This window comes from Mucilaginibacter paludis DSM 18603 (assembly GCF_000166195.2).
Lineage (GTDB): Bacteria > Bacteroidota > Bacteroidia > Sphingobacteriales > Sphingobacteriaceae > Mucilaginibacter > Mucilaginibacter paludis.
Window position 1 is genome coordinate 5,350,689 of record NZ_CM001403.1, and the last position, 17,902, is coordinate 5,368,590.

The 17,902-nt window shown below is 47.6% G+C and carries 6 protein-coding genes; 3 read left to right on the plus strand and 3 right to left on the minus strand.

All coding sequences use genetic code 11. From position 1 onward, the window contains the following. Positions 1-123 precede the first annotated feature (123 nt). Positions 124-4,275 (plus strand): hybrid sensor histidine kinase/response regulator transcription factor, encoded by a 4,152-nt coding sequence (locus tag MUCPA_RS22640; protein ID WP_169316195.1) that lies wholly within the window; start codon positions 124-126, stop codon positions 4,273-4,275. A gap of 368 nt (positions 4,276-4,643) precedes the next feature. After that, entirely contained in the window at positions 4,644-6,011 is a 1,368-nt protein-coding gene (locus MUCPA_RS22645; protein WP_008509550.1) for a glycoside hydrolase family 43 protein, read from the plus strand. Between the two features lie 360 nt (positions 6,012-6,371). Here the strand turns inward: MUCPA_RS22645 and MUCPA_RS37860 are convergent, their stop codons facing one another. Then, entirely contained in the window at positions 6,372-6,620 is a 249-nt protein-coding gene (locus MUCPA_RS37860) for a DUF6965 family protein (protein WP_157543967.1), read from the minus strand. A gap of 1,310 nt (positions 6,621-7,930) precedes the next feature. Here MUCPA_RS37860 and MUCPA_RS22655 point away from each other — a divergent pair. Next, positions 7,931-8,242, plus strand: coding sequence for a GIY-YIG nuclease family protein (locus tag MUCPA_RS22655; RefSeq protein WP_008509552.1), 312 nt, complete (start codon positions 7,931-7,933; stop codon positions 8,240-8,242). A 150-nt stretch (positions 8,243-8,392) separates the two neighbouring features. On the opposite strand, the gene MUCPA_RS22660 is transcribed toward MUCPA_RS22655, so the two are convergent. Further along, positions 8,393-9,406, minus strand: a complete 1,014-nt coding sequence (locus tag MUCPA_RS22660) for a PorP/SprF family type IX secretion system membrane protein (protein WP_008509553.1) — start codon at positions 9,404-9,406, stop codon at positions 8,393-8,395. 2 nt (positions 9,407-9,408) lie between these two features. Then, positions 9,409-17,805 (minus strand): PKD domain-containing protein, encoded by an 8,397-nt coding sequence (locus tag MUCPA_RS22665; protein WP_008509554.1) that lies wholly within the window; start codon positions 17,803-17,805, stop codon positions 9,409-9,411. Positions 17,806-17,902: the final 97 nt, after the last annotated feature.

A 17,902-nucleotide genomic window follows, 5' to 3' on the forward strand; every position in this document is an offset into this window, starting at 1 on the left:
CGGCATTATCATCGCAAGCCAATTTAAACCTATGTCCGAGCTGTATTTTTTCAATGCAGTGTAAATCTGCATTGTTAACACATCTAAAACCTGACTATGAAGCATAGTATACTATCTATTGTTATGCAAAAAATAATATCTGTAATTTTTAACCGCATGGCGGTATCGATTATAGCTATGCTGATTTTGGTACTCTGGTGTTTCATCGGCTACACGCAGACGCCCGATCTGAAGTTTACTGCGCTCACTACTAAAGATGGCCTTGTGGGTAACATTGTTAACGTTATTGTACAAGACGATGACGGCATTATGTGGCTGGGCACGCCCGAGGGTATGAACAAGTACGACGGCAAGCACTTTACCGTTTATAGCCTTGGGCGCAACGAGCGCTCGCTGCTGGGTTCCAGGGAGATCAGCTGCATCTATAAAGATAAGGCTGGTACAATGTGGGTTGGAACCATAGGTGCGGGGCTTTATTATTACGACAGGCCTAATGATGTGTTTAAAAAATTCACTTCTGCAATAAAAGGACAGCGACTCAGCCAGGAGGTTGTTAGCTCCATTTGTGCTGACGAAAAAGGCAAACTTTGGACAGGAACGGTGAATGGCCTGGATGTGGTTGATCCGGTAAACAAAACCATCAGCCATGTGCGAGTGGGAAGTGGCCATAAGGGCGAAATACCTGTCGGCGCGATTTTATGTGTTTTTAAAGATGACAAGCAGCGCATGTGGGTGGGCACCATGGCGGGGCTCTATATGTTCGATACCCCTCATAACAGTTTTATCCACTTGCGGCACAATAATGGCGATGGAAGAAGCCTGGCTTCAGACGGGGTTACCACTATCGCACAGGATAAGGCCCGGCACATCTGGGTTGGTACTGCAAACGGGCTTAGCCGCTTGATGGATGATGAAACGCACTTTACAAATTATAAGTATAATGATCAGCATGGGCATTCGCTAAGCGGCGATATCGTGTATAGCATAGCTGCCGATGATAAAGATCATATCTGGATTGGAACGGAAGGCGGGCTTGATGTGATGGACGTTAATACCGGCCGTTCCGTTACGTACAAACATGACCGCAGAAACCCCTATAGTTTAAATAGTAAGTCAATCCGCAGTATTTATATTGATCCTAAGGGTATTTACTGGGTAGGTACGTATATGGGGGGCTTAAACAAGTATGATAAAAACCTTACCCTGTTCAACTATATTCAATCTTCTGAATTGGATCCTCACGGATTAAATTCACCGTTGGTATCCTCTTTTGCGCAAAAAAGCGATCATGAAATGTATGTGGCTACAGACGGCGGAGGACTGAATATTTTTAACGAAAGAACAAGTCTTTTTGAACACGTAGACATCCGCCCCCGCGAAAAGATCAATTCGGCAGGGCTTCCCATTCTTTCCATGCAAATGGACAGTAAGCAGCAACTATGGATAGGAACTTTCGGGCATGGCCTGTTCAGGCTTAACACCACCAACAACAATTATGTACAGTATACCAGCGGAAACGGGAAAAATAACATCAGCCAGAATAACATTTTCTGTTTAAAAGAAGACAGGGGCGGCAAAATATGGATAGGTACCAATGGCTTCGGTGTCAATGTATTCGATCCGAAAATCGATGCTTTTCGTAAATTTCTTCCCGGGTATATTCCGGGGAGTGACAACGAGGTGCCCCTGAACGGTTTTATCAGGGCCATTGAAGAAGATGCCGACGGAAATATTTGGATTGGCTCCTACGGAACAGGTATTGCAGTTTACCACCAGGGAACTGGTAGCTTCAAAGTTTTCAACCCAGCCAATACGGGTTTTCCTATTACTAATATCATTTCGCTGTTAAAAGACGCTAATGGAAATATGTGGATAGGTACCAGCGGCGATGGTATATTCTTTTACAACGGCAAACTCAAAAAGTTTTCGGCCTTTAAAAACAATGGTCAGTTGCCCAATGGCGTCATTTGTAAACTCCTGCAAGACAAAGCCGGTCAGATTTGGTTTAGCACCAATCGCGGCATCTGCCGTATAGATCCCCTGAGTCAAAAACTCTCGGTATACTCTCGATACAACGGCCTTCAAAATAACGTTTTCCTCAACGGGGCCGGAATTATAAATTCTAACGGCACTATTTACTTTGGTGGTGTTGATGGTTTTAACTATTTCCAGCCGGTAGATGTAAAACTGAACACGAACCCGCCGCCCGTTATCCTCACCGCGCTGGATGTGGATAGCAAGCGCCTGGCACCGGCACATGGTAATCCCGAACCTGTAAACATTGGTAAAATGCGCCAGGTAACCATTAAGTATAAGCAGGATTTTGCCATTAGCTTTGTAGCACTTAACTACACGCTCCCCCAGCAGAACAAGTATGCTTATATACTTGAAGGGTTTGACCGTTCGTGGAAGTATGCCGGTATAGCAGGCGTAGCAAACTATACCAACATCGATCCAGGAGTGTACACCTTCAGGGTAAAAGCATGCAATAATGACGGTATCTGGAACGAGACCGGTACGGCACTTCAGATCATCGTTAAACCTCCATTTTGGATGACTATTTATGCCTACCTGTTTTACATGCTGGTTATAGTTGCCGCCTTACTTTTCATTCGCAGGCAAGGTGTTAAAAAGCTGAGAAATAAATTGCGCGATGAGCAAGACTTGAAGGAAGCCGAAGCCAGGCATGAGCTGGACAGAATGAAAATTAAATTCCTCACTAATTTGAGTCACGAGTTCCGCACACCAATATCGTTGATCATGGCTCCTGTTGATAAATTAATTGCCCAGCAACACGGCCAGCCGGTAGCAGAGCAGTTAGGCGTTATTAAAAAAAATGCGCGCCGCCTGTTGAACCTGGTTAACCAGTTGCTTGATTTTAGGAAACTTGAAGAGAATGAATTAAAGCTTAATGTGGCCGAGGGCGAATTGATCTCATTCGTTCGTGAGATGACCGACTCTTTCCATGATCTTGCGGAAGGCAAGCAAATTAAAACAAGCTTTAAAACGGCAGAAGAAAAAATGTTTGTCAAGTTTGATTTTGATAAAGTTGAACGGATTATGTTCAACTTACTATCAAATGCATTTAAGTTCACTTTACCCGGTGGGGAGATCGCGGTGGAAATTCTCAACCCCGTTTTGGATCCGCAGCAAAACTCGTATGTGGTTACGCTGATGGTTAGGGATACCGGCATGGGTATAGCCGCTGCGCAGCTTAATCATATTTTTGAAAGGTTTTACCAGGTGGATACACCATCGGGCGTTCTGAACCAAGGCAGCGGCATAGGCCTTTCCATTACCCGCGAACTGGTACAACTGCATGGCGGTGATATTACCGCCGAAAGTACGCCCGGTGAAGGATCTGTATTTACGTTTACAATCAACGTTGAGGCAATAGCTTTACCCGTGGAAATAGCACCGGTATTGATTGCAGGGCCCGAAGAGGAAGATACCTGCCGGAAGATAGCATCGCCTGTATTGAACGGGATGAACCTGCCGCATGTGCTTATTGTTGAGGATAATAGCGAAATGAGACAATACCTGGCGGATAGCCTGGGTGCTTCTTATAAGATATCTGAAGCAGCGAACGGCCGCGAGGGATGGCATAAAGCGCTGGCACTGCATCCCGATCTGGTGGTAAGTGATATCAGTATGCCGTATATGGACGGTATAGAACTGAGCCGCAAACTTAAATCGGATAAACGCACCAGTCATATCCCAATCATCTTGCTAACGGCTATGGCCAGCCAGCAAGACCAGCTTGCAGGATTGGAACTCGGCGTAAGCGATTACCTGACCAAACCGTTTCATTTTGAAATTCTGAACATCAAGATCAAAAACCTGCTTCATGTAAACGAAACGCTTAAAGAAACCTATCAGAAAAAGATCAGGGTAATGCCTAATGATCTTGATGTGGAATCGTCGGCTGAAAGGTTCATTAAGGATGTGGTGATTTATATCGAGCAGAATATCCATAATCCTAAATTTTCGGTAGAAGAAACCAGCCATCATTTCAACATGAGCAGAGGGTCCTTTTACAGCAAAATTATTGAGATTACGGGCGAGCCGCCGGTAGAATTTATCCGCTCCATCAAATTGGATAAGGCAACCGTATTACTCAGAAAAACTGACCTCAGCATTGCCGAGATTGCCTATTCAACAGGTTTTTCAACACCTCATTATTTTACCAAATCGTTCAAAGCAAAATATAATATTTTACCGTCGGAATACCGTGTCCGTAAAATTGCCATTAAAGATATGGCGGCCGCTTCCTGATGGATTGATATTCCATAGTTCTGCGATGGGTGGTGGAGCATTGCAAAGGAGCTAAGCCAGCCATTGGAAGGAGTGCCAAAATCAATTATGACTGGATGAGGCTCAGAAAGCCCCCCCGGTATAAACTAAACTGCTATCATTTTCAACATTTGTGGCATTTGAACCGGATCATGGGGCATACTTTTACATGGCCTTCAGCCCTGTTGATGTTGTTGGCTCCCTGTCAACCCACTGTAAACAGATACTACAATATGATATTACCCTGCGGCCCGTCATGTAAAGATATTGCCCCCTGCCCGTTAACCAAGCTTCGGCCAACAAAAGGATCTGAATTATTTACAGTATTCTATTAATCTTACTTACCACTAATGAAAAATACCTGGAGAAAAACCGCCGTGTTATCGATCTTTATGTTTGCCGGGCTGATGGCCCAGGCACAGAACCCGGTCATTCAAACTATTTATACTGCCGATCCGGCACCTATGATATACAAAGACACGGTTTTTTTATACACCGGTCATGATGAAGACCGCTCTACCTGGTTTACCATGAAGGATTGGCACTTGTTTTCAACTACGGATATGGTTAACTGGACAGACCGCGGATCGCCACTATCGCTAAAAACCTTTAGCTGGGCCCAAAAAGATGCCTGGGCGGGGCAGTGTATTTATCGGAATGGAAAATTTTATTGGTATGTACCCATGAATGCAAAAGGCATAGGTATGTCTATTGGGGTAGCTGTTTCTGATAAGCCAACCGGGCCTTTTACTGATGCTATCGGCAAGCCTTTGATACATAGTGGTAACGGCGATATCGATCCCACTGTTTTTATTGACAACGACGGTCAGGCTTATTTATATTGGGGTAATCCTTATTTAAAATATGTAAAGCTGAACGAGAACATGATATCGTACTCTGGCGACATCATCACTGTACCCTTAACTAAAGAAGGCTTTAACGTTCGATTTAAAGATGCTGATAAACGCCCATCGGCTTACGAAGAAGGGCCGTGGCTGGATAAACGGAAGGATTTGTATTACCTTTTGTACCCCGCAGGCGGCGTTCCTGAACATTTGGCCTACTCAACGGCGCCAACAGCAACAGGGCCATGGCGATATCGGGATACCATTATGACGATCATCAAAAAAGGAGGGGCGTTCACTAATCATCCGGGCCTCATCGATTATAAGGGTAAGTCGTATTTGTTTTACCATAACGGTGCGTTGCCGGGCGGCGGAGGCTTCACCCGGTCTGTTTGCGTAGAAGAATTTAAATTTAACGAAGACGGAACCATACCCCGCATAGCGCCTACAACTGGTGTTGCAAAAGGGGCTGGGAGCATTAACCCTTTTGGACGTGTAGAAGCCGAAACGATAGCCTGGGAGCAAGGTATTGAAACTACAACCGATAGTGTTGGCCGGAGAGGAGTTTATGTTACAGCCATTGATAACGGCGATTACATCAAGATAAGGAATGTTAATTTCAATAAAAATGCCAGGTACTTTGAAGCATCGGTATTACCTGTTTCAGGAGGATCGATCGAAATACGGCTGGATAGTATTAGCGGGACTGTGCTTGGTGTTTGCGATGTGAAAAATACAGTAGCGGTACAAAAATGGACAACGGTGTCTTCTAAAGTTGGCCAGGTTAAAGGTTTGCACGATCTGTACCTGGTCTTCAAAGGTGACAAAGGCGAACTGTTCAATTTTGATTGGTGGAAATTCAAGGCGAACTAAACCCCGATACATAGATTTTCAATCGCACCAGCTTTTGGCTGTTTTGTATAAGTGAAAAAGCCCCGGTGGCGTGAAAAAATACCTGGAAGACTGGCCATAGCGATTTAAACCGCTATGGCCGAAGTGTGTAATTATATATACGCTGTATCGCTTAAAACCAGTACAATGGTTTTTAACTGGCATTAAAATGCATTTAATCCAGGTTGCTCTTTCCGGGTGTTTTATAAAAATTGATTATATCCCTCGTATCTTTTTGTACGGCTATTGAGGCTTATAAATTGTTGGGAAACCAATTTTAACGGTTAAATAGTTGAAGTTTTAAGGCGAGATTGATAGATAGCGATGGTTACGCCGATTAGCTTATTGTTCCGGCACAACGGCATCTATCCCTGGCAAAAGTCCCCACCGGCCCCTGTACGGATTTTCTAACCTGTCTTTTATCTGCATCAAACGGTATTTGCTTCCAGGATCGTTGGGTTGTTGCCTCAGCGTTTCCAGATCCAGTTTAACATATTTAGCAACTTCATATTGTGTAGTAGCCCTGTCAATCCTCATGGTATCAGGCAATACGGCGGTATCAAAATATGTTTTTAACTCTTCGTAGCTCATACCGCAAAAATAACAACCCGGCTGGTTAAACGGGTAAAATGTTGAATATATTGGCTGGTCACGCTGAAAAATGCCGGGTGGGCCCCGCGCACGTCCTTCGAGGGGCCTCAGGATGACAGCCTTTGCGCGCAGAAGGGTTAGGGGGTGTTGTGAATCAGAAAGCGAGGGTGTCATGCTGAGGCCCCTCGAAGCATGTGCGGTGGGCATCTGCGTGATGCTCTTCGTAAGCTAAGTTTGTTATCTAAGCTGCTTGCAAATCACGCTGAAAAGCATACCGTATCGGCCCTGCGCGCGTGCTTCGAGGGACCTTATAATGACGTATCGTTAAGGCGTTGATTATCAGCGCGTCTATTTTTGCTCCGATCATCAGTATTCTTAAATTTGAGCATCGGCGCGCTCAATCGCCGCGCGAAGGGCTTTGTTCTTTTTGTCTTGACACAAAAAGAACCAAAAAAGTCAAGACTGCCCGATCCTTCCTCCCACAGGCCAGCTCCCGGCCCGGCGTGCAGTCGGGCTTTTGCGCACTTTGCCTATCTGCGCAAAATAGCCTACAGGTTTCAAACGTCATCCCTGTTTTTTCCGGGGTGAGGCCCGGTGGAATACTCAGGATGACAGCCTTTGCGCACAGATGGGTTAAGGGGGATGAGAAAACGGGGGTGTCATGCTGAGGTCCCTCGAAGCATGTGTGGTGGGCATCTGCGTGATGCTCTTCGTAAGTTAAGTTTGTTATCCAAGTTGCTTACAAAATCACGCTGAAAAGCATACCGTATCGGCCCTGCGCGCGTCCTTCGAGGGGCCTCAGGATGACAGCCTTTGCGCACAGAGGGGTTAAGGGGGGATGAGAAAATGGGGGTGTCATGCTACGGTCCCTCGAAGCATGTGCGGTGGGCATCTGCGTGATGCTATTCGTAAGCTAAGTTTGTTATCTAAGCTGTTTACAAAATCACGCTGAAAAGCATACCGTATCGGCCCTGCGCGCGTCCTTCGAGGGACCGTAGGATGACAGCCTTTGCGCACAGAGGGGTTAAGGGGGGATGAGAAAACGGGGGTGTCATGCTGAGGCCCCTCGAAGCATGTGCGGTGGGCATCTGCGTAATGCTATTCGTAAGCTAAGTATAGTGATTTTTTGAGTAAAGAAGATGTACTGATAATCGATAACTTGAATGAGCGTCATGCTGAGGCCCCTCGAAGCATGTGCGGTGGGCATTTGCGTGATGTTCTTCGTGATCTACTAAGCTAACTCACTATCTTTAAGCCCATCCTTCAACAAAAAAATCTTCTGTATTGTCTTCCATTACTTATATTTAGCTATGAAAACTTACTACGTATATATTTTGTTGTGTAACGACGGCAGTTATTATACAGGTGTTACCAACAACATCGAACTCCGCTTAGATCAACATCAAAGCGGCATTGATCCCAAGGCATTTACTTATAAAAGGCGACCTGTAAAACTTGTTTTTAGCCAAATATTTCAGGATATTAACTTTGCTATCGATTTTGAAAAACAGGTAAAAGGTTGGCGGCGTGAAAAAAAAGAAGCTATAATTAATGGTGATTGGGACAAGCTTCCTGAATTATCGACCAGCAATAAAATTAATCTGGTAATTCAAAAAGAGTAACCTAAGCATGATGCAGAGCACCTGCACATAAAATATCGTTGTTATTCTGAACATCATTTAACCCGCAAGCAATCAACTTCTTTTCTTCTTGAGATACTCTGCTGAGTATGTGCATGCGCTACTATAAACCAATAACATCGCCGCCAGGCATCAATAAAAATCGTAACACCGGTTACCGTCGCTCCTTCTTACATAATCGTATTTGCCATGGCCGGGGAACGTGGTTTCATAACTTAAGGCTCCCTCGGTACTTCCGGCTGTTTTGGAATAGGGAAGCGAGGAAGTCGTTATATCGTGACTGAGCCCCAATCGGGTTTTGTCGTTGCCATCGCGGCCAAACAGGTCAAATATTACCGATACCACAATGGCATCGTTTTGCTGGCCTGTGCCGCGGTACCAGAGGCCTACATTAACGCCCTTATTTTTGTATTGCATCCCCGCGCTAAAATTATTGACACCTGCCTGGGTATTAAATACCACTGATGGAATAACCGATGGGCTCTCATCAATATAAGGATTGAGCGTTATTTTCCAACTGGCATAGGTATTAAACCGGATGGGTAAAGGCGAAGTGCCGCCGCTTAAAGATTCGTTAGGTTTGTTGAGATGCTGCCCCGATGCGCCGATCATCATATCGCCTAAAACCAGGTTAACGCCCGCCCCGGCATCGAAAAAGAAACGGTTGTTCAATTCGGGCAAGGCCCCTGCCGAAGTTCCTCCGGGGATAATGCCCTGGTCGTTCAGTTGATCCAGGTAAACCAGGCGGCCCTGGTCAACCTTGCGGTTGGTCATGCCTGCCTGCAGGCCGAAGGATAGCGCGCCGTTGTTCAGTTCGGCACTGTAAGAATAGATACCCGCGATGTTGATCTTATCCAGGTAGGCAGTCCCCTCTGATGATTTGGTGAACAGCAAACCCAGCCCGCCGTTGAGGCGCGGAATATTAAAATCCATCGAAAACGAATAATAATTGAGCGGACCCGGAATGTTGGTCCACTGGCTGCGGTAAATCAGGTTCATGCGCATGCTGCCTTCAAACTGTCCGTTAAGCGCCGGGTTAAGGTAGTTGGGCGAGTTATAAAACTGCGAGTACAGGTGATCCTGCCCGCGGGATATACCCGCTGTAAACAGCAGGCAAAGGATGAGTGAAAATATCTTTTTGATCATAACTACCTCATTAAATGAATAGATCCGGTGGTGGATGGCGTTTTATCATCGGCGTATTTCATACCGTGCCATAAAGTGCCATCCAGAAACCGGGCCTGGATATCCCAGATGTAAACACCCTGTGGCGCGGGTTGGCCCTGCATGGTGCCGTCCCAACCTTGTATAGGCATGCCTTTGCTATCCAAAGCCGTGGTTTGGAACAGCAGCTGCCCCCATTTGTTAAAAATGCGCAAGCGGTATTCCATCATCCCCGTTCCGCGTACGTTGAAGGTTTTCAACTCACTTTTGGCGCTGCCGGGTTCAAAGGCGTTTGGCACATATAAATACTGGGGAACCCCAGCAATCTGTACGGTGCGGGTGCGTGCGCTTTGGTATCCTTGGGCATTGGTTACAATCAGCCTCACCTTAAAAATACCGGCGTCGGTATAAGTATGTGCGGGGCTCTGGTCGGCAGATGAAGCACCGTCGCCAAAATCCCAATGATACTGTATCCCGCCGGTACTGAGGTTTTTAAAGTTGAAAGTATGGTTTGGGATATTGATCACACTATCCGGCAAGGCCGAAAAATCAACAATCGGTGGCGCGGTCACGGTAATGTAGTTAACCTGGACGGTCTCGTCGCTGCAACCATATTCGCCGTAGGCGGTAAGCTTCACTGTAAAAGGCGAACCGTTATAGGTGAAAACGTGTACCGGATTTTTGGCGGTAGAGAAAGTGCCGTCGCCAAAGTCCCACTGATACGAGCTGGCATTAACGGCCAGGTTTTGGAACGAGGTAGTGATCTGGCTGCAGCCCTTTAAAACATTGGCGGTAAAAGCAGCTTTTACCGGTTGGGCCAGCCTGATGGTGTGGCTAAGGGTATCGCGGCAGGTGCCGTTAAAGGCAATCAGCCTGAGTTGGTAAATACCCGGCACGCCGTACACATGGGTAGGTACAGCAGCCGTCGACTCGGCACTGCCGTCGCCAAAGTTCCAGGTATAGGATGTTGCCCCAATGGTAGTGTTGTTTACATTGATGCTCAACTGTCCGTTGCACGATACCGAATCGGTAAGGCTGAAAGCTGCCGTAGGTTTGGGGTAAGTAGTAAAGCTTTGAGTAGTGCTATCGGCCCTGCAGCCGTAAGCGTTGGTGGTTACCAGTTTAAGGGTATAGCTTTGATTAGCTTGTGGCAGCACAATGTTGCCCGGTGTTTTAACGGTAGAAACTAAAGCATTGTTAAGATACCAGCGATAGCTATCGGCGTAGGCCGAGGTATTGTTGATGCTTAGTGTGAAAGGCGCACAACTGGCGTGGGCAGCCGCTGTAAAACCGGCAACCGGCAAGGGGTTAAATAAAATGGTATGCACCGTAGTATCCGGGCAGCCAATGGTGCTGTAAGCAATCAGTTTTACCTGCAACGCGTAAGGCAGTATGGTACCTGCGGGGACGTTAAACTGGTAGGTTAAAATTTGCTGGTTTGAAATAAAAGTGTTGTTAACCAGCCAGCGGTAGTTCACCTGGTCGGTGCCGCCGTAGGTGCTGCTGTTGGTAAAGTGAAGCAAGGCGCTGTTGCCGCAAATTACGCTATCGCCGGTGACAAATGATGCTTTGGGCGTTTCGGTTACCCGGATTACTTGCGTGGCCGAGTCGAGGCAGCCGGTTTGATTATAGGCTATCTGCTTCACCAGGTATAAGCCCGGCTTGCCGAAACGGTGCTGAGCGGTATAACCGGTAGCTGTATTATCGGTACTGGTTGGGTCGCCAAAGTTCCAGGATACGCTTGCCGCGTTGGCCGGGGTTGAGCTAACCGAGAGCTGGAAAGGGACACAGTTTAAATTGGCGGCATTGCTGTTAAAGCTGGCTACGGGCAGGGGCAGTATGGTAAGCTCATGACTTACCGTCGCACTGCAGGTGGCCCCCGGCGAATTTTGCAGCGCGGTTAATTTTACCGTGTATTTGCCTGGCGTAACATAAACGTGTTTCGGCTGGATCTGGTTGCTGGTGCTGCCGTCGCCAAAATCCCACACATAGCTAAAAGATGCCAGGGCGGTGGTGGTATTGGTAAACGCTGCCGAATCCTTCACGCAATATTGCAGCTGGCCAATTTGGAAACCTGTAACCGGCTGCGCCAAAACGGTAATGGTTTGATTAGCGCTGGCCGTTGAGCATCCGTTGGATGCCGTAAGTTTTACAGTATATACGCCGGGTTTAGTAAAAGTGTGCACCTGTGTTTCGGGCGATGCGCTTGTAGCTGCCGTTGTGCCGTCGGCATAATCATACAGAAAACTGTTGGCCCCGGTTGAGTTATTATCGAAGCTTACCGTAAAGGGTACGCAGCCCGTTTTGTTGGTGCCGTTTACTACCAGGTTGGCTTGTACGGTATTGGGGTAAACCACAATGCGATAGGATGATGAATCGATACCGCACTCGTTGCGGGCGTAAAGCTTCAGGGTAAAGGTGTCGGTTTTGGCCGTGATGTAAGTGTATTGGATAGCCTGGTTATCGCTTAAGGTTTTAGTATCGCCGTTGCCAAAATCAAAGGTGTACTGGTTAGGGATGCCGCGCGACTGGTTGGTGATATGTACTGTAAAGGGCGAGCAGCCAATGGTTTTGTCGGGTGTAAAAATGGCTCTGGGGGCAGGCCTTACCGTAACCGAGTCGGTATAAACATGAAGCCCGCAGCTGGTAGTTGCCTTTAGGGTGATGATATAAGTAGTATCGCGGCTAAGCGGGTGGGGAAGAAACGTGACCGTGCCGGGTTGGGCTTGCGCCGATGTTTGTCCGTTGCCAAAATCCCACAGGTAAGTAGCTCCGGCCAAGGGTACAGAGGTATTGGTAAACTGAATGCTGAGTGGCCCGCAGCCTTTGGCCTGGCTTTTGGTAAAGGCCGGGTTTACATTTTTAACCGTACTAAAGGTAATGGAGCGGCTGTTGGTATCGCAGCCAAATTTGCTGGTGGTAAGCAGCTTAATCACTACGCTTTGCCCATCGGTATTCATGGTATAGCCTGGGAAGGCGGGGCCCGAACCAATCAGCGCGCCATCGGCATACCATTGGTAAAGACCGTTAACATCGTTATGGGGCACCGGGGTGATTACCGTACTGAGATTGAAGGGGATACAACCGCTTTGCAGCGAAGCAGAAAAATCGGCATGGGCATTGGGGTTAACCGAGATCAGCACGGCTGCGCTGGCATGGCTTTGCAAACCCACACATAGCGCTGTACTCACTACGCGCCTAAAGTAGGTAGATTGCGTGAGCGGCCCCGGCTGATAGTCGCTTTGCGTAGCTGATGCGATATCAAGCCAGCTGGTTTGGTTGGCGCTTTGCTGCCATTGATAAAAATAGGTGCCATCGCCACCGGTTGGCAGGGTGCCTGCAAGTGCCGGTACCGGCTTGCCTGTACAAACTTGTTGATTAGCCGAAATGCTGTTATTAGCCAATGCTTGTTGTACGATGATATGCACCGGCGCACTCTCCAGGTTGCAGGTGCCCGATATCACATTGCGCCTGATGTAAACCGAAGCGGACGGACTGAAGTTGAGGTTTTGAGCAGTTTGCCCGGCCATTACTGTCCAGGTGGCCTGGTCGGTGCTGCTCTCCCAGTTGTAGGTATAGCTGCCGGTACCGCCGGTTGGCAAATCGCCGGTAATGTTTACGGCCTGGCCAAAGCAAATGGTGGCAGCCAGCGGACTTACCTGATTGGTAATCAGTGGTAAATTGTTAATGGTAAGGGGCGATGTGGTGTTACCGCAAGTTGGGCTGGCTATTGACCATACCAGGTGATAAGTGTTGCCGGGTACTAAACCGCCTACCACCGCATTATAAGCATGCGCGTCGGGGCTAAAAGTTAAGGTGCTGCCGGTGGCGGCATCCGTCCAGGTGCCGGTAAAGCCAGCGCCTGGGTTGTTTCCCTGTAGCTGCGCGGTAGCCTGGCCGCAAAGGGTTAAGGGCTGGCCTGCAACTGCGGCCGGGGCGCTCGCATTAATGGTGATTGCAATTACATTGCTAACTATGGCGCATTGGTTATAACTGCTTACACGGCGGCGGTAATAAGTGCTGGCCATAGGGTTAACTGTAAGAGTTGCGGTATTGCCGCCTGTGATGGCTTGCCACCCATCAACACCGTTGGCAGATGATTCCCAGGTATAGGTATAGCTGGCGGGCAATACAGCGGGGATATCCCCACCGGATAAAGCGTCCGAACTTAGGTTAACAGGTTGGCCGGGGCAGCTAACCACTACATCTGCCTTAATGGTGTTGACCAGTTCGCTCAATACATCAAGGGTAATGCTGGCGCTGCTGCTGGTACAGGTGTGGTTGCTAATGGTCCAGTTTAACTGGTAGCGGTTACCTTTTTGCAATCCGCTTACCATTGCATTGGCTAAATTGGCATTGCTAAAGGTTACCGCCTGGCTTGCAGTCCACGTGCCGGTGCCCACTGCGGGGGTATTGCCTTTCAGGCTATAAGTTACATCGCAGGTTTTGTCATCACTGCCCGCATTGGCCACGGTAGGTTTAGGGTTTACCGTGATGGTATAGGTAAGGGGCAAGCCGTTGCAGGTGTGTCCATTGTAGTTATATAGGGGCGTTACCTGTACGCTGGCGCTGAGGTCGGTAGTGCCGTTATTGATGGCCGTAAATGCCGGAACCTGGTTGCCGCTGCCAGCTGTAAGGCCTATGGCGACCGAGGCAGTCCAGCTGTAAGTTACCGTGCTGCCTGAAAAAGGTGCCGCGTCGGCAACGGGGCTGAATGCAGGGATCGTGGTACCGGCGCAAACAGCAGCATCGGGATTGGCGGCGAGCGTGATGGAGGGTAATACCGTGATGCTGAAGCTGAGCGGGGTTCCGTCGCAGCTTGTGCCGTTGGCCGTATACGTTGGCGTTACGGTGATGTGCGCTATCAGCGGTGTTTTAGTATTATTGGTGGCAGTAAAGGCGGGTAAGCTACCCGATCCTGACGCGGTTAAACCTATCGCGGGATTATCGTTTGTCCAGGTGAAGGTAGTTCCAGACGAAGGCGTGGCCCCAAATGTTAACGCTACGTTTGAACCATTACAAAAATATTGATCGCTGATGGGGTTTACCACGGCCACCGGGTTTACCGTAATGGTTAGCGCAGGTGATACGGAAGCACAAACATTGCTGAATACGCGCCTGCGATAGTAAGTGGTAGCCGTAAGTACTGGCGGCTGATAATCTTTACCGGTGGCTCCGTTGATGGCCAGCCAGTTAACGCCATTAGCCGAACTTTCCCACTGATAGGTAAACGTGCCGCTGCCGCCGGTAGGCAAATCGCCGCTGAGCAAAGCGGGCTGATTGCCGTTACAAATGGTTTGCGCGCTGCTGATGCCATAATGGTCAAGCGTGCCCTGAACGGTGATGGTAACCGCGTTGGATGTATTACTGCAAGTACCACTACTAACTACGCGATGGTATTGCGTAGTTGCGTTGAGCACTCCGGGAGCATAGGTGGCATTGTTAGCGCCGGTAATATCAGTCCAGTTTGTACCTCCGTTAATTGAGCTTTGCCATTGATAAGTATAGGAACCGTTTCCGCCCGAAAGTGTGGCGGTTGCGGTTAAGGTATTAGGGGTGTTTGCTGCGCAGATGGTTTGATCGGTACCGATGGTATTGTTGGTGATAAGCGGATTTACCGTAACCGTGATTGTAGCTGCGGGGCTCTCGCAACCGGCGCTGTTGGATTGCGTTACATAATAAGTGCTGCTGCCGGTGCTGGTGGTTAGCGGAGTAGGCGCGGTGGTGCTGCCACCTGCAAGCGCGGCGTTTGTATACCATTTTAGGGTATTGCCTGTGGTGGGTGTAGCGGTTAAGGGTGAGGCGATATCGTTCAGGCAGTAAATTACCTGAGCAACTACTGTTGGCTTAGTTGGTATTGCAGAAACAATAACTGTTATAGGGGTTCTTGAACTTTCACACCCCGAAGGTGTTATCTGGCTAACATAATAATTTTTGCTGCCCACGGTGCTGGTAGATGGTATAATGGCGGTATTGGTGCCCGTGCCGCCAACTGCTACAGTATACCATTTTAAACTGTTTCCAATATCAGCGGTGGCACCTAATGGACTTGGTGTGTTATTTTGACAATAATTGATGGTGGCGGAGCTTGATGGTGCAGACGGTAATGGGTTGATAACAACCGCAATGGACGATCTTGTGCTTTCACATCCACCAGTCGAAACCTGGCTGACATAATAATTTGTACTGCCCGGATTAACAGAGCTGGGTATGGGAGCTGCTGTTGTTGGGGTTCCTCCTACAGCTTGGGTATACCATCTCAAGCTGTTCCCTGCACTTGCCGTGGCTGAAAGTGCCGATGTAGCGGAGCCCTGGCAATAGAATATCTGAGGGTTTGAAACAGTTGGCGCTGAAGGAATGGCGCTTATAACAACAGCAATTTGTGTACGAGGGCTTTCACATTGGGTTGCATTTGATGTTTGGCCAACGTAATAATTAACGGTACCTAAGCTTGCAGTTGTGGGAGTTGGTGCTGTGGTGCTACCTGAACCACCGGATGCGGAAGTGTACCAATACACTGTGTTTCCACTGCTACCGGTCGCGTTTAAAGCGGAGGCAATATCCCCTTGACAATAATTCACTGGGGAGGTTACGGATGGGATGGCAGGAGCCGGATTAACCGTAACTTTCACAATTTGAGGTGTTCCCGAACATCCTGCAACCGAGATCGGTGTTACAGTGTAGGTAACAACCTGGACGGTAGACGTATTGTTGATTAAGGTATTACTCAAAGTAGCCGATGTTTGGGTAGATAAAGATTCTCCTGAAATATTAGGGTTATTGGAGGCTATCCAGCTATAGGTTGCTGGAATATCACTCGTCAACGGAATACTGAATGCCGTTCCACTACAGATAGTCGCCGTTGTGGGACTTGTCATCGTGGGCAGAGGATTAATCGTTACGTTGTGGGTAATGATATCAGAGCCGCAAGGGTTAGTTGAAGTTAATTTTATAATATAAGTGCCTGGAGATGTGTAGGTATGTGCCGGTGTTGTTGATGTTGAAGTATTGGAATTACTGGACGGGTCTCCAAAGTCCCAAAGGTAGGTTGTTGTTGTTAGACAGACACCAAATGATCCGGGAACAGTAGTGTTATTGAAAGATACTGTTTGTCCGAGGCATACAGTATTAGGAGTAAATGAAAACCCAGCTATAGGTTTAGTTTGAATCTGAATATTTCCAGCGGTAAAGGGAGTAGTCGCGCATTCGTTGCTAACCCGTAGCGTTGCAATAAATGTTGGAGAGGGGCAAGAGGATTTTGTATAAATGTGATAGATCTTTTCATCCTCCATCGTTGCATTTAGCGGATGTTTCAGAGTTATGGACGATCCATCTCCGAAATCCAGAACGTAAATGGTGCCAGGAGAATTTAGCTGCCAATTGCTAATGACGAAGGGGACAGATGCCGGAGCGCAAAGACCGCTGGTTCCGCCTAACGTTGATAGTCCACCCGCCGGGTTGGATTGGTTAGCTACAAGATAAGTTTTAGAACCAGTACACCCATTGCTCCCCATTGCAGTAATTGTGAGGTTAAAGGCGCCAAGCTGTTTATAAATGTGTGTTGCAGGAAAGTTTGCCGATGTTAAGCCGGTTTGTATAGTTCCATCACCCCAATCCAAAGTGTAGGAATTTATACATCCCGCACTTGGAGATACATTATTTACTTTGAGCGTGTAATTAGGGTTTGCTGCACCTGGGTTGTTGTGACAGTTACTAAATGGATAAAACTGATCTTCGTCTTGTAAAGCCAAGTCAGGAGCTCTTAATACATTAACTGATGCTGTATAGGTATTGGTGCAGCCAGCTGAATTGGTTACGGTTAATTTGACAGGAAATGTTGTTGTGCCGCATCCTGCTGTAGTATTAAAAGTATGACTCGGGTTTGCATCAGTAGATGTATTAGAATCCCCGAAGTCCCACAGATAAGTAAGAGGATCACCTGTGGACGTGCTGGTAAATTGGACTGGTAGTTGAGCACATTGGCCATCGGCTGAATGTGTAAACCCAGCCACCGGAACTGGTGCAATTGTAATATCAATAAAAGGATATTGAACAGGAGATGTAGCAGGCGCTGTTGTAACATAAACTTCGTATCGGCCTTTATCTGTAATCTTAATAGTAGAGTTTGTAGCACCCGAGATAGCCTGCCCGTCTTTATACCAAACAAAAGTTGACGCCGGTGCAGTGGCTGTTCCGGCCATTAAAGTCATTGAGCCGCCTGGGCATAAGGTGTTGCCGCCTGTTGATGTTGTAATTACATCTCCGGCGGCAAGCAAATTAGCAAAAGTATAACGTAACGGCGGCGTTACCCCGGCATGCGCTTTAACCGGAATGAAAAAAATAAATATGAAGAGAAAATATCGAAGTAAAGGTTTCGCCATATGATAAGCTTTAATAGCACTAAACGTAATAAATGGCGTTTATGTCCTGTGGTTATTGGGTGTAAGTTTATGAAAAAAAACGATTTTAATATGTATT

Coding starts and splice junctions, on each gene's coding strand:
- MUCPA_RS22655 (WP_008509552.1), top strand. CDS start 7,931: ATGAAAACTTACTACGTATATATTTTGTTGTGTAACGACGGCAGTTAT.
- MUCPA_RS22660 (WP_008509553.1), bottom strand. CDS start 9,406: ATGATCAAAAAGATATTTTCACTCATCCTTTGCCTGCTGTTTACAGCG.
- MUCPA_RS22665 (WP_008509554.1), bottom strand. CDS start 17,805: ATGGCGAAACCTTTACTTCGATATTTTCTCTTCATATTTATTTTTTTC.
- MUCPA_RS22645 (WP_008509550.1), top strand. CDS start 4,644: ATGAAAAATACCTGGAGAAAAACCGCCGTGTTATCGATCTTTATGTTT.
- MUCPA_RS22640 (WP_169316195.1), top strand. CDS start 124: ATGCAAAAAATAATATCTGTAATTTTTAACCGCATGGCGGTATCGATT.
- MUCPA_RS37860 (WP_157543967.1), bottom strand. CDS start 6,620: ATGAGCTACGAAGAGTTAAAAACATATTTTGATACCGCCGTATTGCCT.